16 protein-coding genes are annotated in these 17,914 nt (G+C 69.8%); 10 read left to right on the forward strand and 6 right to left on the reverse strand.

Features of this window, described 5'->3' with window-relative positions; genetic code table 11:
* Positions 1-115 precede the first annotated feature (115 nt).
* Positions 116-1,375, reverse strand: coding sequence for a glycoside hydrolase family 16 protein (locus MED01_RS15445; RefSeq protein WP_238669261.1), 1,260 nt, complete (start codon positions 1,373-1,375; stop codon positions 116-118).
* 380 nt (positions 1,376-1,755) lie between these two features.
* Here MED01_RS15445 and MED01_RS15450 point away from each other — a divergent pair, with 380 nt between their 5' ends.
* Positions 1,756-2,154 (forward strand): hypothetical protein, encoded by a 399-nt coding sequence (locus MED01_RS15450; RefSeq protein ID WP_238669262.1) that lies wholly within the window; start codon positions 1,756-1,758, stop codon positions 2,152-2,154.
* Between the two features lie 18 nt (positions 2,155-2,172).
* On the opposite strand, the gene MED01_RS15455 is transcribed toward MED01_RS15450, so the two are convergent.
* The 3 genes from MED01_RS15455 to MED01_RS15465 form a co-directional block, all read right to left on the reverse strand.
* Complete coding sequence (locus MED01_RS15455; protein ID WP_238669263.1) at positions 2,173-3,639, reverse strand: aminotransferase class V-fold PLP-dependent enzyme; 1,467 nt, start codon at positions 3,637-3,639, stop codon at positions 2,173-2,175.
* Positions 3,629-5,311 carry an ABC transporter ATP-binding protein/permease gene (locus tag MED01_RS15460; RefSeq protein WP_238669264.1) on the reverse strand — a complete coding sequence of 561 codons (1,683 nt, stop codon included), beginning with the start codon at positions 5,309-5,311 and terminating at the stop codon, positions 3,629-3,631. Before MED01_RS15460 ends, MED01_RS15455 begins: the two co-directional genes overlap by 11 nt.
* Positions 5,312-5,423: 112 nt before the next feature.
* The gene (locus tag MED01_RS15465; RefSeq protein ID WP_238669265.1) at positions 5,424-6,044 is read right to left on the reverse strand and encodes a TetR family transcriptional regulator C-terminal domain-containing protein; all 621 of its coding nucleotides are present in this window, start codon (positions 6,042-6,044) and stop codon (positions 5,424-5,426) included.
* Positions 6,045-6,112: 68 nt separating this feature from the next.
* Between MED01_RS15465 and MED01_RS15470 the strand changes: the two genes are divergently transcribed.
* Both MED01_RS15470 and MED01_RS15475 read left to right on the forward strand, forming a co-directional pair.
* Positions 6,113-6,829, forward strand: a complete 717-nt coding sequence (locus MED01_RS15470; RefSeq protein ID WP_238669266.1) for an SDR family NAD(P)-dependent oxidoreductase — start codon at positions 6,113-6,115, stop codon at positions 6,827-6,829.
* Positions 6,830-6,858: 29 nt separating this feature from the next.
* Entirely contained in the window at positions 6,859-7,089 is a 231-nt protein-coding gene (locus MED01_RS15475; RefSeq protein ID WP_238669267.1) for a tautomerase family protein, read from the forward strand.
* A gap of 104 nt (positions 7,090-7,193) precedes the next feature.
* Here the strand turns inward: MED01_RS15475 and MED01_RS15480 are convergent, their stop codons facing one another.
* Entirely contained in the window at positions 7,194-8,027 is an 834-nt protein-coding gene (locus tag MED01_RS15480; protein WP_238669268.1) for an alpha/beta fold hydrolase, read from the reverse strand.
* Positions 8,024-8,608 (reverse strand): TetR/AcrR family transcriptional regulator, encoded by a 585-nt coding sequence (locus MED01_RS15485; protein ID WP_238669269.1) that lies wholly within the window; start codon positions 8,606-8,608, stop codon positions 8,024-8,026. Before MED01_RS15485 ends, MED01_RS15480 begins: the two co-directional genes overlap by 4 nt.
* A 134-nt stretch (positions 8,609-8,742) precedes the next feature.
* Between MED01_RS15485 and MED01_RS15490 the strand changes: the two genes are divergently transcribed.
* From MED01_RS15490 to MED01_RS15520, 7 genes are all read left to right on the forward strand, one after another.
* Positions 8,743-9,888 carry an alcohol dehydrogenase catalytic domain-containing protein gene (locus MED01_RS15490; RefSeq protein WP_238669270.1) on the forward strand — a complete coding sequence of 382 codons (1,146 nt, stop codon included), beginning with the start codon at positions 8,743-8,745 and terminating at the stop codon, positions 9,886-9,888.
* 491 nt (positions 9,889-10,379) lie between these two features.
* Positions 10,380-11,927 carry a multiple monosaccharide ABC transporter ATP-binding protein gene (gene mmsA, locus MED01_RS15495; RefSeq protein ID WP_238669271.1) on the forward strand — a complete coding sequence of 516 codons (1,548 nt, stop codon included), beginning with the start codon at positions 10,380-10,382 and terminating at the stop codon, positions 11,925-11,927.
* Entirely contained in the window at positions 11,924-13,222 is a 1,299-nt protein-coding gene (gene mmsB, locus MED01_RS15500) for a multiple monosaccharide ABC transporter permease (protein ID WP_238669272.1), read from the forward strand. Before mmsA ends, mmsB begins: the two co-directional genes overlap by 4 nt.
* Before the next feature lie 52 nt (positions 13,223-13,274).
* The gene (locus MED01_RS15505; protein ID WP_238669273.1) at positions 13,275-14,378 is read left to right on the forward strand and encodes a substrate-binding domain-containing protein; all 1,104 of its coding nucleotides are present in this window, start codon (positions 13,275-13,277) and stop codon (positions 14,376-14,378) included.
* Positions 14,379-14,490: 112 nt separating this feature from the next.
* Positions 14,491-15,753, forward strand: a complete 1,263-nt coding sequence (locus MED01_RS15510; RefSeq protein ID WP_238669274.1) for an ROK family transcriptional regulator — start codon at positions 14,491-14,493, stop codon at positions 15,751-15,753.
* 357 nt (positions 15,754-16,110) lie between these two features.
* Positions 16,111-17,079: an ATP-binding cassette domain-containing protein gene (locus MED01_RS15515; RefSeq protein ID WP_238669275.1), complete on the forward strand. Its 969-nt coding sequence runs from the start codon at positions 16,111-16,113 to the stop codon at positions 17,077-17,079.
* The gene (locus MED01_RS15520) at positions 17,076-17,906 is read left to right on the forward strand and encodes an ABC transporter permease (protein WP_238669276.1); all 831 of its coding nucleotides are present in this window, start codon (positions 17,076-17,078) and stop codon (positions 17,904-17,906) included. The genes MED01_RS15515 and MED01_RS15520 overlap by 4 nt, the downstream gene beginning before the upstream one ends.
* Positions 17,907-17,914: the final 8 nt, after the last annotated feature.

Consider the following 17,914-nt stretch of genomic DNA (forward strand, 5'->3'; position numbering starts at 1 on the left):
AGTGGGCGTGAGCCGGGCCTCCCCACTCATCGCGCCAATCCGGTCCGCGGGGCCCGCCTACGGCGGTGGGCCGCCCGAGTTCTCCTCGGACGGCCCACGCTTTCGTGCCTGATGATCAGATGCGAGACCACTTCTGGTTGGCGGCGCCGAGGCAGTCCCACAGGTGCAGCTTGCCGCCGTTGTTGGGGTTGGCCTCCCGGACGTCCACGCACTTGTTGGCGTTGAGGTTGACCAGGTCGCCGGCGGCGTTGAGGGTGAAGCGTTGGGCAGTGTTGCCGTTGCAACTGACCAGGTTGACCTCGGTGCCGTTGGCGGTGCCGGCCCAGGCCGGGTCCATGCACTTGCCCATCGCGCGGATGGTCCCGTCGGAGGCGAAGGTCCAGCTCTGGGCCGCCGTGGTGTTGCAGTCCCAGATCTGGAGCTTGGCGCCCTCGACCGGGTTGGCGCCGGGGATGTCGATGCAGCGACCGCTCTGCGCACCCCGGATCCGGTTGGTGCCGGGAGTCGGGTCGCCCCCGCCGCCCGAGGTGTAGCTGGACACCCGCACGTAGTCGACGAGCATCTGCTGCGGGAACTGCGTCGAGCCGTCCGGGTAGCCGGGCCAGTTACCACCGACCGCCACGTTGAGGATCATGAAGAAGGGGTGGTCGAACACCCAGCGGTTGCCGCCGAGCCGGGCGGGATCGACCCGGTGGTACTGCACCCCGTCGACGTACCAGGTGATGACGTTCGGCTCCCAGTCCACCCGGTAGGTGTGGAAGGTGTCGGCGAGCGGCGCACCGAGGGTGCGGCTGCCCGTGATGCCGCCGCCACCGGAGTAGCCAGGCCCGTGCACGGTGCCGTAGACGGTGTTGGGCTCCCGGCCGATGTTCTCCATGACGTCGATCTCGCCAGCGTCGGGCCACCCGCCGCCGGTGCCGAGCATCCAGAAGGCCGGCCAGATGCCCTGACCACGCGGGATCTTGATGCGGGCCTCGAACCGCCCGTACGTCTGGGTGAAGGTGGCCGCCGTCAGCAACCGCGCCGACGTGTACTCGCAGCGCCCGTAGTGGCACTGGTAGTTGGCGGGATTGTCCCGGCGGGCGGTGATGACCAGGTTGCCCTGGCCGTCGTGGACGGCGTTGCTGGTGCTGTTGGTGTAGTACTGCCGCTCGTTGTTGCCCCAGCCGCCGCCGCCGATGTCGAACCGCCACTTGTTCTGGTCGACGGGCGTGCCGGCAGGAGAGTTGAACTCGTCCTGCCAGCTGATGGGGCCGATGGCGGCCTCGGCCCGGTCGGGGTACGCCGGGACGACGAGCGCCGTCGCGGTCGCGACGAGGGCGACAGCCAGGAGTGCGAGGGGACGGAAGCGGAGGCTGGGCCGGGCTGTGAACACGGGAGGCTCCTCAGCTTGGGGTCAGTGGAGGTGGTCTACCAGGATAGAGAGCGCTCTCTAAAGCGAAGCATGTCGATATGATGTCTTTCTGTCAAGAGTGTTTCCAATATCACGACCGTCCGTTACCGCCCGATGCTGACCAGTGAGCGGCGAAGCGCCGGGGCCGGTCGACGCCGGTGGCATCGCTCGATGTCTCCGAGTTGGACGACGCCGACCCATCGAAGGAAGTTCGGCGCCGCCGAGGGTAACTCGATAGCGGTCGAATCGACCCGTCCTATTGCCGTGGGGCGTCCACGCGGGACAGGATGACGAGGCGTGCCGGAAACTTTCCCGTAACCTGCGCGCTGCTGGTCTCTGTCACAAGGAAGTGGGAGTCAGTCATGAGCGAGGCGTCGACGGCGCTGGGTGTGCGCCTCTACCCGGATCTGGTCGAGCGGGGTGGCCTGGCCCCCGCGCTTGTTGAAACTGCTGCCCGCCATGGGCTCGACATCGGCCGGGTGACCGCGCCGGAGCAGGGGCGGGCCCGGTTCACCTGCGCCGAGCTGCACTCCGACGAGGGCGTGGTCTGCGTCGGGCTGGGGTCGCAGGCCCGATACTTCATGATTGACCTGCGCGTCTCGGGAGAGGTTCTCGCCCGCGGCGACGTCATGGATCTGGTGCAGGTCGCCCAGGTGGCCGCGGCCTGGCGGGCCGGCCTGACGTTCGCCGAGCTGACCACCCGGTTCCCGTTCATGGAGGAGATCAAGCACCGCCCGGCGCCGGTGGCCCAGGTCAGCTAGTCGACGGGGTCGGGCAGGTCAGCAGCGCAGCCGAGGTGGCAGTGGTGACTCCGTACCGGCACCCCGGTTGAGGTAGGTCGACTGGACGAAGTCGACGAGGCGCTCCGCGTCGGCCGCAACCGAGGCCAGTCCGAACGAGACGCGAACCGCGCCACCCGTCGGTAGGCCCAGCACGGCGAGGTACTTGTCGATCGTGTCGACCCCCGCCAACAGCCGCTGCCGCATCGACGTCCGGCTCATCCCGAACGCGCCCTCGGCCGCGCCCGGGTTGCAGAAACAGCCGGTACGCAGGGCGATTCCGACCGCTGCCGCCTCCCGCGCCACGAGCCGTTCGTCGACCAGCGTGCCGTCCGGGTGGCGGAGGTTGAAGGTCACTGTGCCACCGCGCCCCGCACCCGTCGTCGGCCCGTACACCTGGACCAGCGGCCCGCCGGTGTCGTGCCGCATTGTGGCCAGCCGCTCCAGCAGCCACCCGGTGAGCAGGCCGACCCGGGTGTGGACGAGGTCCACGCCGATCGAGTCGAGCCAGCGCAACCCGAACTCCACGTCCGGGATGCTCAGAAAGTTGAGCGTGCCGTCCTCGAACGCCGACTCGTCGTCCATCGGCCGGTGCCAGTCGCCCTGCACGCTCACCGCGCGGATCGTGCCGCCGGCGAACCACGGCCGGCGCAAACGGGCCAGCGCCGAACGGCGAGCCAGCAGCGCGCCGACCCCGGTGGGGTAGCCGAAGAGCTTGTACCAGCTCAGGCAGACGAAATCCGGCCTGACGACGCTGAGGTCCAGCCGGTTCGTCGGCGCGAAGGCGGCAGCGTCGAGCAGCACGTCGTAGCCGCGCTGGTGGGCCAGCTCCACCCAACCCAGCGGGTGCTGTACCCCGGAGAAGTTGCTCTGCGCCGGGTAGGCGAACAGCCCGCGCCGACCGGACCGACCCCACCGACGGGCCAGGCCGCCACTGCCGGCGTCGAGCGCCGCGACCAGGTCCGACTCGGCGACCCGCAGCTCCGGCCCGGTCAGCGGCAGGTAGCGCACTGAGGCGCGAGCCGACCGGGCGTACTCGCGAATGCCGTTCACCGAGTTGTGGTTGTCCCAGGTGAGCACCAGCGGCGCGGCCCTGCCGAAGTCGTACGCCTCGCCGACCAGCCGGCAGGCCCCGCTGGCGTTCGCTGTGAAGATGACCGCGTACTCGGCCGGGTCGGCGCGGAAGAAGTCGAGCACCGCGCGTCGCGCCGACTCCACCAGCGAGCCCGCCGCCACACTCGTGGGGTTCTCCGAGTGGGGGTTGCTGTAGAGGCCGGCGAGCAACCGGTCGTGGTGGGCGCGAACCTGCGCCTGGGCAGCCACCCCGGCCCCGGCGTAGTCGAGGTACACCTGCCCGTCGGTGTCCAGGTGTCGGTACTCGGTGGCGCGCAGCTCGTCGATCCGGCCGGTGGCGGCGTATCCCGGCAGCCCCGTGGGGGAGGCGTGCGGCGTCGGGTCAGGACGCACGACGGGGATCCCGTCGGAGCAGGACCGCCCAGGCCGCGCCAAGGAAGAGCAGCACGAAACCGCCGAGCACCAGCCAGTCGATCCACACCGGCCGGGAGAAGCTGTCACCGTACGTGGCCAGCAGCGGCGGGCCGAGCGGGGAACCACCGTCGCGCCAGAGCCGCTCCACTCCGGCGGTGTGCCCCAAGCCCTCGAACGCCCACCGGTTGGACATCGCGTAGCTGAGCCACTGACCGCCGACCGCCATGGCCGGCACCGGCAGGATCGCGCCGACGAACAGCACCTGTGGGAAGCAGAGCATCGGCAGCATGAGCGTCGCCTGGGCCGCGTCGGACACGGCCGCCGAGCAGAGCAGACCGAGGGCGAGCGCCGCCGCCGAGGAGAGCAGCAGCGTCGCGTACAGGGCGGCGAAGTCGGCGCCGCCGACCGGCGGCAGCCGGTCCATGCCGCGCAGCACCCCGAGCAGTGCCAGGTCCACCACTGCCAGCAGCGGCAGCAGCACCGCGACCTTCGCCAGCAGGTACGGGACCAGCCGGACACCGGCCAGCCGCTCCCGGCGCAGGATCGGCAGCTCGGTGCAGATCTGGAGGAGCCCGTAGGTCAGCCCGAAGAAGAAGCCGCCGAACGCGATCCAGAACAGGATCATCACGGTCACCGTCGGGCTGGGTCTGGTCGGCTCGAACGCCCCCGGGCGGAACAGCAGCGCGAACATGCCGAGCACCATCAGCGGCGAGCCGAGCAGGATCGCCAGGGTCAGCCGGTTACGGACGACGATCTCCGCGTTGCGCGCGCTGAGGACCGCCCACTGGCGCAGCCGGCCGACGCGCCGCGGCGACGTCTCGGCGACGTCACAGTCGGTGCTACGGGGCGGCGGCTCGGCCGGGCGCTGCTCGGCGAAGCGATCGGGCCACTCGGCGGGTTGCGTCGCTTCGTCGAGCCGGAGGTGCACCTCGAGCAGGGACCGCAGGCCGAAGAACTCCCGGGCGGCGGCCGGCGCGCCGGTGAACGCCAGCCGGCCCTGACGGGTCAGCACGACGACCCTGTCGCAATGGTCCACGTCGGTGACCTGGTGGGTGGTCAGCACGACTGTGGCACCCGTGTCGGCGAGCGCGCGGAGCGCCCGGAGCAGCTCCACGGCGATCGCCGGGTCCAATCCGGAGGTGGGCTCGTCCAGGAAGAACACGCCGGGCCGGGTGAGCAGCTCGACGGCGATGCTGGCGCGCTTGCGTTCACCGCCGCTGAGCAGGCCGACCGGCGTGCCGGCCCGGTCGGTGAGCCGCAGCTCGGCGAGCACCTCCGCGACCCGGTCACTGATCTCGGCCGGCCCGGTGGTGGAGGGCAGGCGCAGTTGGGCGGCGTACCGCAGGGTGCGGGCCAGGGGCAGCTCGCTGTGGATGATGTCGTCCTGCGGAACGACACCGATGGTGCCGGCCGTGGTGGTGCCGTCGTACGTGACGGTGCCGGCCACCGGTCGCTGTACCCCGGAGAGGATCTCCAGCAGGGTGGTCTTGCCGGCGCCGCTGGCGCCGATGATCGCGACCAGTTCGCCCGGCGCGATGCTCACTGAGATGTCGGTCAGGATCTGGCGACCGCTCCGGACGCTCTGGCTCAGCCCTTGAGCGGCGATGCCGACCCCGGCACGCGGGGGAGACGTGGTCTGCTCGGTCGTCATGTCGAGTGCTCGATCCGGTCGGGGAGTGGTCCGCCTGAAAATCGTGCCTCGTCGATGCTACTGAGCGGCCGCGCGGTGTGCCCGGAGTGGACGGTCAGCGACCGTCGTCCGTTCAGCCGGTGGTGGTCCGCGCCCGCGCGGGCACCTGGAGGAGATCGAGGCAGTTGCGCCACAGCGTCTCCAGCTGGGTCGGGTCGTTGAGCAACTTCGCGAGCAGGACCCGCCCCTCGATCTGCGCGACGATCGATCGGGCGGCCTCCCGGCTGTCGACCGCCGGGCCGGCCAGGCCGCGCTCCTTCGCCTCGACGACCACCTGCTCGATGAGGCTGATCTGCTCCTCGAAGATCTCCTGGAGCCGACCGCGGATCTCCTCGGCCTGGTTGCTGAGTTCGAGGGCGAGGTTGCCGAACAGGCAGCCCGCGACCACGCCGGCCTTCTGCTGGCCGACGCGCTGGACCTCCTCGGTGGCCTCGAACAGGTCCCGGAGCCGCTGTAGCGGGTCGCGCTCGCTGCCGAGCAACTGCTCCCACTGGCGTCGCTGGGTGACCCAGTGCTCGTCGATGACGGTGCGGGCGAGAGCCTGCTTGGACTCGAAGAAGTAGTAGAAGCTGCCCTTCGGCACGCCTGCCGCCGCGCAGATCTCGGCCACGCCGAGCGCCGTGTAGCCGCGCTGCTCGATCAGCGTGGCGGCCGCGTCGAGGATCTTGTTCTTCGCGTCACTGGTTCGACCCATGCCTCGACGATACACGACCGGTCGGCTAGCTTCTAGTAGACCAGTCGTCTAGTGAAGGTGATTCCCTCATGAACAGCAGTCAGAATCAGAAGGTCGCTGTGATCACCGGCGCCTCCCAGGGCATCGGCGCCGACCTCGTGGCCGCCTACCGCAAGCTCGGGTACGGCGTCGTGGCGACCTCGCGCTCGATCGGCGCGTCCGACGACCCGGAGATCGTCACCGTCCGGGGCGACATCGCCGAGGCCGACACCGCCGAGCGGGTGGTGCGTGCCGCACTGGACCGCTTCGGGCGGATCGACAGCCTGGTGAACAACGCGGGCATCTTCGTCGCCAAGCCGTTCACCGACTACACCGACGAGGAGTTCGACACTGTCACCAGGGTCAACCTCGCCGGCTTCTTCCACCTCACCCGACGCGTGCTGCCGCACCTGCTGGCCGGCGGTTCGGGGCACATCGTCAGCATCACCACCAGCTTCGTCGACCAGCCCAGTTCGCACGTTCCGTCGGTGCTCGCGTCGCTGACCAAGGGCGGCCTCAGCTCGGCCACCAAGTCCCTGGCCATCGAGTACGCGGCGCGCGGCGTACGGGTCAACGCCGTCGCGCCCGGCATCATCAAGACCCCGATGCACCCGGTCGAGACGCACCAGACGCTCGCGGGCCTGCACCCGGTCGGCCGGATGGGCGAGACCAGCGACGTCGTCGACGCCGTCCTCTACCTCGAGTCCGCTCCGTTCGTCACCGGCGAGATCCTGCACGTCGACGGCGGGCAGAACGCCGGTCACTGACTCCACCCACACCGAGAAGGGAGTAGCCGATGCCGATCGTGACCATCCAGATCACTCGCGAGGGCAGCACCGCGGAGACGTCCGCGGCGACCGCCGAGGAGAAGGCCGCCCTCATCAAGGGCGTGAGCGAGCTGCTGCGCGACGTCCTGAACAAACCGTTGACGTCGACCTTTGTGGTGATCGACGAGGTCGAGACCGAGAACTGGGGTCGCGGCGGCCTCCCGGTCGAGCAGTTCCGGCAGCGGCAGGTGCCCGAATAGACGCGCTGCCCTCGTCGGCCGGGTTCAACGCGCCGGCAGCGGGACGGCTCCATGGCGGCGGCCGGTGTGCCACCGGCCGCCGCCGGGCGTTCGGGCGGGTTGGGTCAGACCGGCGGGGCCTCGGCGAAGAACTGCCGCAACGCGTCGGCGACCATTGTGGGTGCCGTCATCGTCACGAAGTGCGACTGACCCGGCCAGACGACGTAGCTTGCCGCTGGAATCGCCTTCGCGAGGGCGTTCATCGTGGTGGGCATCGGCTCCCAGGTGTCCGCGCCGGCCAGCAGGAGAGTCGGCACGGCGATCGAGGACCACCGGCTGATGTCGGTGCTGTCCTGCGCGAGCGCCTCCAGATCGTGCAGCCAGCCGATCGCCGAGCGGCGCGCCTCGACCGGGTCGGGCACCCGATCGCCCGCGCCCGCGGCCATCGCGGCGACGATCTCGGCCGGAACCCGCGTCACGTCGTTCAGGGCCGCTGCCATCGCGGCGGCATCGTCGCGCTCGAAGGCGGCACGGTACCGGTCGAGCAGCGGCGCGACCTGCGCCCCGGCCGCGTAGAGCGGCGGCTCGAAGATGGCCAGGGAACGTACGTCGCGCGGATCAGCCACTGCGGTGTGCAACGCCAGTGTCGCTCCGTAGGACGCGCCGACGAGATGGACCGGCTGGCCCGAGGATTGCCGGGCGGCCTCGATGACGGCGAGCAGATCGGCGGTCTCGGCCCGGAAGGACTTGGTGCCGGCCGGGACGTCGCTGGGACCGTATCCGCGCCGGGCCGGCAGCCATAGCTCGTGCTCCTGGGCCAGGTGCTCCGCGACGGTGGCCCAGGAGTGCAGCCCGCCACCCGAGCCGTGCACCAGGACGACGGGGTCTCCGACGCCCAGTCGTCGTGCCACAAGGTGGGTCCCGTCGGCCGACTCGACCGTCTGATCGTGGCTGTTCACCGCTGCTCCTGTTTCTGGGTTGGCCAGTTGCTCAACGTGGTGTGCACCGCGTCGAGGATCGACTGCCACGACGCGTCGACAGCGCGGGGATGCCCGAAACCGTCGACCGTCTCAAGGCTTGCGAAGCCGTGGAAGGTGCTTCGGACGAATCGCATCGCGTCGGTCAGGGCCGGCTCGTCGAGCCCGTACCCGCGCAGCATCGCGTAGCTCAGCTCGATCATCCGTAGGTGCCCGGCCGACCCTGTGCCGACCTCGGGCGGCAGCTGAAGCTGGGTGGCCGCGTACTGCCCCGGATGGGCGACGGTGAACGCGCGCCAGGCGTCGGCGAACCCGATCAGGGCCTGGCGGCCGGCCCGCCCCGCCACCGCTATCGCGAGCGCGTCGGCGAACGTGGCCGCGGCCCGGACTGCGACGTGTTCGATCAACGCGTCGCGACTGCGGACGTGTACGTACAGGGCGGCGTCCGAGACCCCGAAGTGCCGGGCGACGGCCGCGACGGTCAACCGGGACAGGCCCACCGAATCCGCCAGCTCGGCTGCGGCGGCCGAGACGCGCGAGCTGGTCAACCCCTGCCGTGGCATATCGAACCTTTGCTTCGCTAGGAAGAAACTTAGGGGCCCAAAGATAGCACCGCCACCGGCTGCTGGGTCGGGCAGGCATGAACGGCCCAGTCGGGGGAAGACCGGCCGTTCCACAGCCGAACAGGAGAGCAGGGATGAGAGCCGTCGTCTACGCGGACGTCCGGACGGTCGCGGTCCGGGAGGTGCCCGACGCGACACTGGAGGCGGAGACCGACGCGCTCGTGCGGATCACCTCCACCGCCCTGTGTGGCACCGACCTGCACATGTACGACGGACGGACCAGCGCCGAGCCCGGCCTGGTGCTCGGTCACGAACCGCTCGGCGTGGTGCAGGAGGTGGGCGCCGCGGTGCAGACCGTCCGACCGGGCACCCGGGTGGTGATCCCCACGCACCTGTTCTGCGGTACGTGCGTGATGTGTGCCCGCGGGCTCTCCGCGGCCTGCCTGCGGGCCCGGGCCGAGGGGCCGGGCGCGGCGTACGGGTACGCGGGGATGGGTCCGTACCGGGGCGCGCAGGCCGACCTGCTGCGGGTGCCGTGGGCCGACGCCAACTGTGTACCCCTGCCGGGCGAGCCGGGGGACGGGTACGAGGACGACTTCGTGCTGCTCGCCGACGCGTTCGTCACCGGGTGGCACGCCGCCACCCTCGCCGAGGTCGGGCCCGGTGACACGGTGGCGGTGTTCGGCGCCGGCACCGTCGGTCTGCTCGGCGCCCACGCGGCGCTGCTCCGAGGGGCCCGGGTCGTGTACTCCGTCGACGGGGTCGACGCCCGACTCGACAAGGCCGGCGAGATCGGCGCCGTGCCGATCGACTTCCGACGGGGCGACCCGGTCGAGCAGATCCGCGCCGACCGGGCCCGGACCGGGCTGCCGCTCGGCGAGGAGAAGCTGGGCGGGGTCGACAAGGTCATCGACGCGGTCGGGTTCCAGGCCCGCGACCGGGAGCACCCCGACCGGGAGCGTCCGAACCAGGTCATCACCGACGCGGCCCGGCTGGTCAACGCCGCTGGCGCGATCGCGGTCGCCGGTGTGTACCCGGACCAGGATCCACACCCCGCGCCCGGTGCGGACGGTCACGAGGATGTGGTCGCGCCGTGGGGAGCGCTGTTCAGCAAGGGGGTGGCCGTCCGGTTCGGTCGTACCCACGACCGCCGCTACACGGTCCTGCTGCGGGACCTCGTCGTCGCGGGCCGGGCCCGGCCCAGCATGATCGTCACCCACCACGGCACCCTCGCCGACGCCCCGGAGTTGTATCGCCACTTCGACCGCCGGCGCGCTTAACGGACGCCAAGGCATGGACCCGCCGTCATGTGCTCGCCGCTCCGTGACGGTGACCGTCGATGTGTCCGGCCGGCAGAGGCGTGGGTCACATCAGTTGTCCGAGACCCCTGGGCGCGCCGCTCGTACGACGTTGCGCCTGGTGCCGATCATCATCGCTCGATGGCACGGCGGGTGCGCTGTGTGACCGGCCCGATCCTCCCTAGCGCGTCTTGCCTGGTGGGAAAGCTGCCGGTAGCGGCACGGGTCAATCGGCGCGTTGTCGCAGGTCGGCGTGGGTGCTGTGCTCGAGCCGGGGCGCCGGGAGGGGCTGCGGTGGCCGCTGTGGCAGGCGAACACTGTGCCACATCTATATTGCCGGATTGTTACCTTTTCAACAGTCCCTCGCCTTGCGGATGGCCCTCCGGCCGCAATACGTTGCCGTCAACAACAAAACCAAGTGAAGGTTCAACCTTCCGGAGGCAACCGATGACGTTGGCGAGGTGGTACGAGCTATGAGCGACGTGCCCATCCTCCTTGAGATGCGCTCCATCACCAAGGAGTTTCCCGGAGTCAAGGCCCTCTCCGACGTCAACCTGGTGGTTCGCGCCGGCGAGATCCATGCCATCTGCGGCGAGAACGGTGCGGGCAAGTCCACCCTGATGAAGGTGCTCAGCGGGGTGTACCCCCACGGCACCTACGACGGCAAGATCATCTACCAGGGGTCGGAGAGCAAGTTCTCCGACATCCGGGCCAGTGAGAACGCCGGCATCGTGATCATCCACCAGGAGCTCGCGCTCATTCCAGGGATGTCGATCGCCGAGAACATCTTCCTCGGCAACGAACCGCGCAAGCGGGGCGCGATCGACTGGAAGGCCGCGAACCGGATGGCGCTGGACCTGATGGCCCGGGTCGGTCTGGAAGAGGACCCGGACACCCTGATCAAGGACATCGGGGTCGGCAAGCAGCAGCTCGTCGAGATCGCCAAGGCGTTCGCCAAGGACGTGAAGCTGCTCATCCTCGACGAGCCCACCGCGGCGCTCAACGAGGCGGACTCCAAGCACCTGCTGGACCTGCTGCGCGGGTTCCGCTCCCGTGGCATCACCTCGATCATGATCTCGCACAAGCTGAACGAGATCGAGGCGATCGCCGACCAGATCACCATCCTGCGCGACGGCCGGACCGTGGAGACCCTCGACGTCAAGGCGGACGGGGTCGACGAGGACCGGATCGTGCGGGGCATGGTCGGCCGCGAGCTGAGCAGCCGGTTCCCGGACCACACGCCGAAGATCGGTGAGGTCTTCTTCGAGGTCCGCGACTGGAACGTCCGGCACCCGATCTCCGCCGAGCGGCAGGTCTGCAAGAACGAGAGCTTCGTGGTGCGCCGCGGCGAAATCGTCGGCTTCGCCGGTCTCATGGGCGCGGGCCGCACGGAACTCGCGATGAGTGTCTTCGGCCGCTCCTACGGGGTGTTCGAGTCGGGCACGATCATCAAGGACGGCAAGGAGATCGTCCTGAAATCGGTGGCGGATGCCATCGACAACGGCCTCGCCTACGTCAGCGAGGACCGCAAGGCGATCGGCCTCAACCTGCTCGACGACATCAAGACGTCGACGGTGGCGGCCAAGCTGTCCAAGATCTCGCACCACGGCGTCCTGAACGAGGTCGAGGAATACCAGGCGGCTGAGTCGTACCGCAAGGAGTTGCGGACCAAGGCCCCGACGGTCGACGAGAGCGTCTCCAAGCTCTCCGGCGGCAACCAGCAGAAGGTCGTGCTGGCCAAGTGGATGTTCACCGACCCGGACCTGCTGATCCTCGACGAGCCGACGCGCGGCATCGACGTGGGCGCCAAGTACGAGATCTACGGCATCATCCAGCGGCTCGCCGACCAGGGGAAGGGCGTCATCGTCATCTCCTCGGAGCTGCCTGAGCTGATCGGACTGTGCGACCGCATCTACACAGTGTTCGAAGGCGCCATCACGGGCGAGATCGCCCGGGCGGACGCCACCCCGGAAACCCTCATGAAGCAGATGACCTCGACGAAGAAGATGGCCACACGATGAGCCGATTGAAGGACCTTCAGAAGAACCTGTTCGGAGGCACCACCTCCAACGCTCGCCAGTTCGGAATGATCTTCACCCTGGTGGCGATCGTCGTTCTGTTCCAGATCCTGACCGATGGCCTCACCCTTCGGTCGGACAACCTGATCGCGCTGTTCCAGCAGAACTCGTACATTCTGATTCTGGCCATCGGCATGCTCATGGTGATCGTGGCCGGGCACATCGACCTCTCGGTCGGCTCGGTCGCCGCCTTCGCCGGCATCCTGGTGGCCAAGTCGATGACCGAGTGGGACCTTCCCTGGCCCGCTGCCATCGTGTTCGGCCTCGCCATCGGCGCGGCGATCGGCGCCTGGCAGGGCTTCTGGGTGGCCTACATCGGGGTGCCGGCGTTCATCGTCACCCTGGCGGGCATGCTGCTCTTCCGGGGCGGCAACCAGTTCATCGGTAACGCGAGCACCGTCCCGGTGCCGGAGGGCTTCCGGGAGATCGGCTCAGGCTTCCTGCCCGAGTTCGGTCCGAACACCGGCTACAACAACGCCACGCTGCTGCTCGGCCTGGCCGCGGCGTTGGCGGTGGTGTGGCGCGAGATCCAGTCCCGCAAGACCCGACGGGCCATGGACGCCGACCCGGCGCCCATGTGGATCTCCATCCTGCGGATGGCCATCATGGTCGGCGTGATCGCCTTCGCGGCGCTGCGCTTCGCCAGCGGTCGCGTCGGCACCAGCTTCCCGATCTCCGGCATCATCCTGCTGGTCCTGGTCATCGCGTACTCCTTCTACACCCGCAACACGGCCGGTGGCCGGCACATCTACGCGGTGGGCGGCAACTCCCGGGCGGCCGAGCTGTCCGGTGTGAAGCTCAAGCGGGTCAACTTCTTCGTCATGATGAACATGTCCGTCCTGGCAGCGCTGGCCGGCATGATCTTCGTGGCCCGCTCGGCGGCCTCCGGGCCGCAGGACGGCAACGGCTGGGAACTGGACGCCATCGCTGCCGTCTTCATCGGTGGCGCGGCCGTCGCCGGCGGTATCGGCACCATCAGCGGCTCCATCGTCGGTGGTCTCGTCATGGCCGTGCTCAACAACGGCCTGCAGCTGATGGGCGTCGGCACCGACCGCGTCCAGATCATCAAGGGTCTGGTCCTGTTGCTGGCCGTCGCGATCGACGTCTACAACAAGAGCCAGGGGCGCTTCTCCATCATCGGGAGCCTGATGCGGCCCTTCCGCCGCGAGGATTCCGCCCCACCCGCCTCACCGCCGGACGCGGAGCGCGAGCCCGCCAAGGCAGCGGTGTCCGGCTGACGGCCACCGACCTCACTACCCGCCTCACCATCTAGAAAGGCAAGTCCTCACCATGCGTAAATTCTTCGGCACGTCGGTGGTGGCCATCAGCGCCGCCGCCATGCTGGCCCTCGCCGGCTGCGGCTCCGGCCGCGACGGCGACTCCGACACCAAGGGCGGCGACGCCAAGGGCTTCGCGGCGAACTCGCTGATCGGTGTCGCTCTGCCGGCCAAGACCTCGGAAAACTGGGTCCTCGCCGGTGACCTGTTCAGCAACGGCCTCAAGGAGGCCGGCTTCCAGGGTGACGTGCAGTACGCCGGCGCGTCGACCACTGTGGCCGACCAGCAGGCTCAGATCACTGCCATGGTCACCAAGGGCGCCAAGGTCATCGTCATCGGCGCGACCGACGCCGCGCAGCTGTCGACCCAGGTCGCGGCGGCCCACACGGCCGGCGTGAAGGTCATCGCCTACGACCGGCTCATCACGAACACCCCGGACCTCGACTACTACGTCGCCTTCGACAACTTCAAGGTCGGCCAGCTCCAGGGCCAGGCCCTGCTGGACGGCATGAAGGCCAAGAAGCCGAACGGCCCGTACAACATCGAGCTGTTCTCCGGCTCGCCGGACGACAACAACGCCGGTGTCTTCTTCAACGGCGCGATGGACGTGCTCAAGCCGGAGATCGACAAGGGCAACGTGGTCGTCGCCTCGGGTCAGAAGGACGTCAAGCAGACCGCCATCCAGGGCTGGAAGGCCGAGGGTGCGCAGGCCCGCATGGACCAGCTGCTGACCTCGACCTACGGCAACAAGGAGCTGGACGGCGTCCTCTCCCCGAACGACACGCTGGCCCGCGCCATCCTGACCTCGGTCAAGGGTGCTGGCAAGCCGACCCCGATCGTCACCGGTCAGGACTCCGAGGTTGAGTCGGTCAAGTCGATCGTCAAGGGCGAGCAGTACATGACGATCAACAAGGACACCCGCAACCTGGTGAAGGAGACCATCAACATGGTCAAGGCTCTCCAGGCCGGCGACAAGCCGCAGGTGAACGACACCAAGTCCTACAACAACGGCAGCAAGGTCGTCGACACGTACCTGCTCCCGCCGGTCGCCGTCACCAAGGCGAACGCGGCTGAGGCGTACGCCACCGACCCGAAGCTCGCGCCGCTCACCAAGTAATCACCGCACGGTAGGTAGTAACGCCGATGGGTCCCGGGTCTCCTCTACCGGGACCCATCGTCGTCCCTGCACCCCCGCACCAACCGGCCTCGACCCGGAAGGAGGTCTGACCGTGGCGACACCAGTACGGGCCAGGCCAGCCGGCGTCGGCCGCAACGCCGAATCCCCGCTGCCGTCGGTCCCCGGCGCCAGCCAGGAGGAGATCCGGCGGCAGAACCTCGGCGCTGTGCTGCGCTACGTCCACCTGCACGGACCGACGTCCCGCGCCGAGCTGACCAGCCGGCTCGGCCTCAACCGAAGCACCATCGGCGCCCTCGCAGCCGACCTGGTCACCAGCGGCCTGGTCACCGAGGAGGCGCCGACCACCGCTCGCCGCGCCGGCCGTCCCTCGCTGGTGGTCAGCCCCCGCTCCGACCGGGTCTACGCGCATGCGTTGAGCATCGACGCGGATCGGCTGCGTGCCGCCCGGGTCGGCCTCGGCGGGCAGATCCTCGATCTGCGGGAGATCCCCCGACCCAGCGGCATGTCGGCGATCGAAGCCGTCGGGCCCCTCGCCGGCCTGGTCCGCGACATGGAACGCGCGGTGGCGGGCGACGCGCTGCTGGTCGGCGGCGCCGCCGCGGTCACCGACACCACCCGCGACCCGGACGGCAGGCTCCGGATCGCCAGCATCGACGAGACGCTCGGCGCCGCGCTGGAGGCGGAGTTCAGCTCCGGCCCCGGCTTCGTGGCAGGGGACCTGGCCGACATCGCCGGCCTGGCCGAGCACGTCCGGGGCGTCGCGGTCGGCATCGACGACCTCATCTACCTGCACGGAGACCTGGGCATCAGCGCCGGCATCATCGTCGGTGGCCGACTGGTGATCGGCCATCGGGGTCACAGCGGCAAGGTCGGCCACATGGTCGTCAACCCCAATGGCCTGCCCTGCGGCTGCGGTTCACGCGGCTGCTGGGAAACCGAGATCTCGGAAGCCGCGCTGTTGCGGCACGCCGGCCGTGACCCGAGCGACCGCGCGGCGGTGGCCGAGGTGCTGCGCGCCGCGGCGGCCGGCGATCCGACCGCCCGCGCGGCCGTCGAGCAGGTGGCGGACTGGCTCGGCTTCGGCGTGGCGAACCTGGTCAACGTGGTCAACCCGGACGCCGTGGTGTTCGGTGGCTCGCTGCGCGACATCTTCACCGCCGGTGCGGACGTGGTCCGGGACCGGCTCGACACCATGCCGCTGCCCGCCTCCCGCGAGCACCTGCGGTTGCGCGCGGCGGCGCTCGGCCGCGACGCCGTCCTGATCGGCGCCGCCGAGTTGGCGTTCGACAAACTCCTGGCCGACCCGTTGAACGTCGGCGTCGCGGGCCAGGTCGGGACCGCCGAGCCCGCGTAGTCGCGCGACTTCCCGTCCGGTGTCGGCCCGGCTCCGAACGGGTGGCGTGTGACCCCACCCACCCTGCCGGCCCCGGACCCCGACACGGCGGCCACACGACGTGATCGACTCGGGTTCACGGAAATCGCGGCGTCCGGGCGCCGGGGACACGCCGACTTCATGAAACGCGAGTGGATCACGCCCGTCTGCGCCGTTCGGCCGCCCCGAACCGGTCCGAGGCGGGACAGCGCCAGGCAACAAGGCCGCTACATCCACAGTCGACAGCGACGGTTATCGCCGGCCCTTCATGCGTCTGTCCGTACGCGCTATCGTACGTTGTACGGTAGTGCGGGAAGACAGTTTCGGGAGGGGAGCGCTGTGACGACAAGAGCCGACGCGATAGTGGCGCAGGGGCTGCGCAAGCGGTATCGGGACCGGTACGCGCTGGACGGGTTCGACCTGCGGGTGCCGCAGGGAACGGTGTGCGGCCTGCTCGGCCCGAACGGGGCCGGCAAGACCACCTCGGTACGGATCCTCTCCACCCTGCTCCGACTCGACGAGGGTCGCGCCGAGGTGGCCGGCTTCGACGTGACCCGCCAGCCCGACCAGGTGCGCTACCGCATCGGGCTGGTGGGGCAGCATCCCGCCCTCGACGAGGCGCTGAGCGGCCGGCAGAATCTGGTGCTCTTCGGCCGGCTGTTCCACCTGGGTCGCCGCCGGGCCCGTCAACGGGCGGTCGAGCTGCTGGAACGCTTCGGTCTCGCCGACGCCGCCGAACAGCCGGTCAGCACGTACTCCGGCGGTATGCGCCGACGGCTCGACCTGGCGGCCGGCATGATCCTGGCCCCCGCGGTCCTCTTCCTCGACGAGCCCACCACCGGGCTGGACCCGCGTGGCCGCAACGAGGTGTGGGAGTCCGTCCGGGAGTTGGTACGCACCGGCACCACCGTGCTGCTCACCACCCAGCAACTGGACGAGGCCGACCAACTCGCCGACCGGATCTCGGTGGTCGAGGCCGGCCGGGTGATCGCCGAGGGAACTCCGGACGACCTCAAGACCCGCCTCGGCGGCGATCGCATCGAGGTCGTCGTCGCGGCACCGACCGACCTCGCCGCCGCCGTTGCCCAGATCCGCCGGGCGGCCGACGACGAACCGACTGTCGACGTGGACCGGCGGATGGTGAGCGTCCGGGTCGGTCACCAGGCCGGTGCACTCGTCGACGTGTTGCGGGCGCTCGACGCCGTGAACGTCCCGGTGGCGGACGTCGCGCTGCGCCGCCCAACCCTGGACGACGTGTTCCTGCACCTCACCGGGCACCGCGCGGCGACCGTCGAGGTGGCGGCATGAGCGCGGTGACCATGCCGGCCCCGCCGGTGGATCTGACGCCCGGCCGGCCCGCCCTCCTGGCCGACAGCGGCACGCTCATCTGGCGCGGCCTGGCCCGGTGGCGACGCGATCCTGGCCCACTGATCGCCTCGCTCGGCTTCAACATCCTGATCGTGTTGATGTTCGCCTACCTGTTCGGTGGCGCGTTGCAGGTGCCCGGCGGTGGCAGCTACCGAGAGTTCCTGATGCCGGGCATGTTCGTGATGACCATGGTCTTCGGCATCAGCCTCACCACGATCGCCGTTGCCGAGGACCTGGAGCGCGGGGTGACCGACCGGCTCCGATCGATGCCCGTGTCACCGCTGGCGCCGCTGGCGGCCCGGGCGGTGGCCGACATGCTGTTCGCGCTGGTCACCCTCGGGGTCCTGCTGCTGACCGGTCTCGCAATCGGGTGGCGAACACACGGCGGGATCGGTGCCACGCTGGCGGCGGTGGGACTGATCCTGCTGCTGCGCTTCGCCCTGATCTGGGTCGGCATCTTCCTCGGGTTGGTCGCCCGTGGGCAGACCGCCGTGGTGGCCGTGCAGACCCTGGAGTTTCCGCTCGGCTTCCTCTCCAACGCGTTCGTCGCACCGTCCACTATGCCCGCCTGGCTCGGGGCGGTGGCCGCGTGGAACCCGCTGTCGGCGACCGTCGGCGCCACCCGTGAGCTGTTCGGGAACCCCGGTTGGGGCGGCGACTCCTGGGCGGCGCAGCACTACCCGTTGCTGGCGGTGCTCTGGCCACTCGTCCTGGTCGCGGTCTTCCTGCCGCTCTCGGTCGCCCGGTACCGACGGCTGGCAGGCTGAGCCCGCAC

Origin of the sequence: Micromonospora alfalfae, assembly GCF_022230925.1 — a bacterium.
Taxonomy (GTDB): domain Bacteria; phylum Actinomycetota; class Actinomycetes; order Mycobacteriales; family Micromonosporaceae; genus Micromonospora; species Micromonospora alfalfae.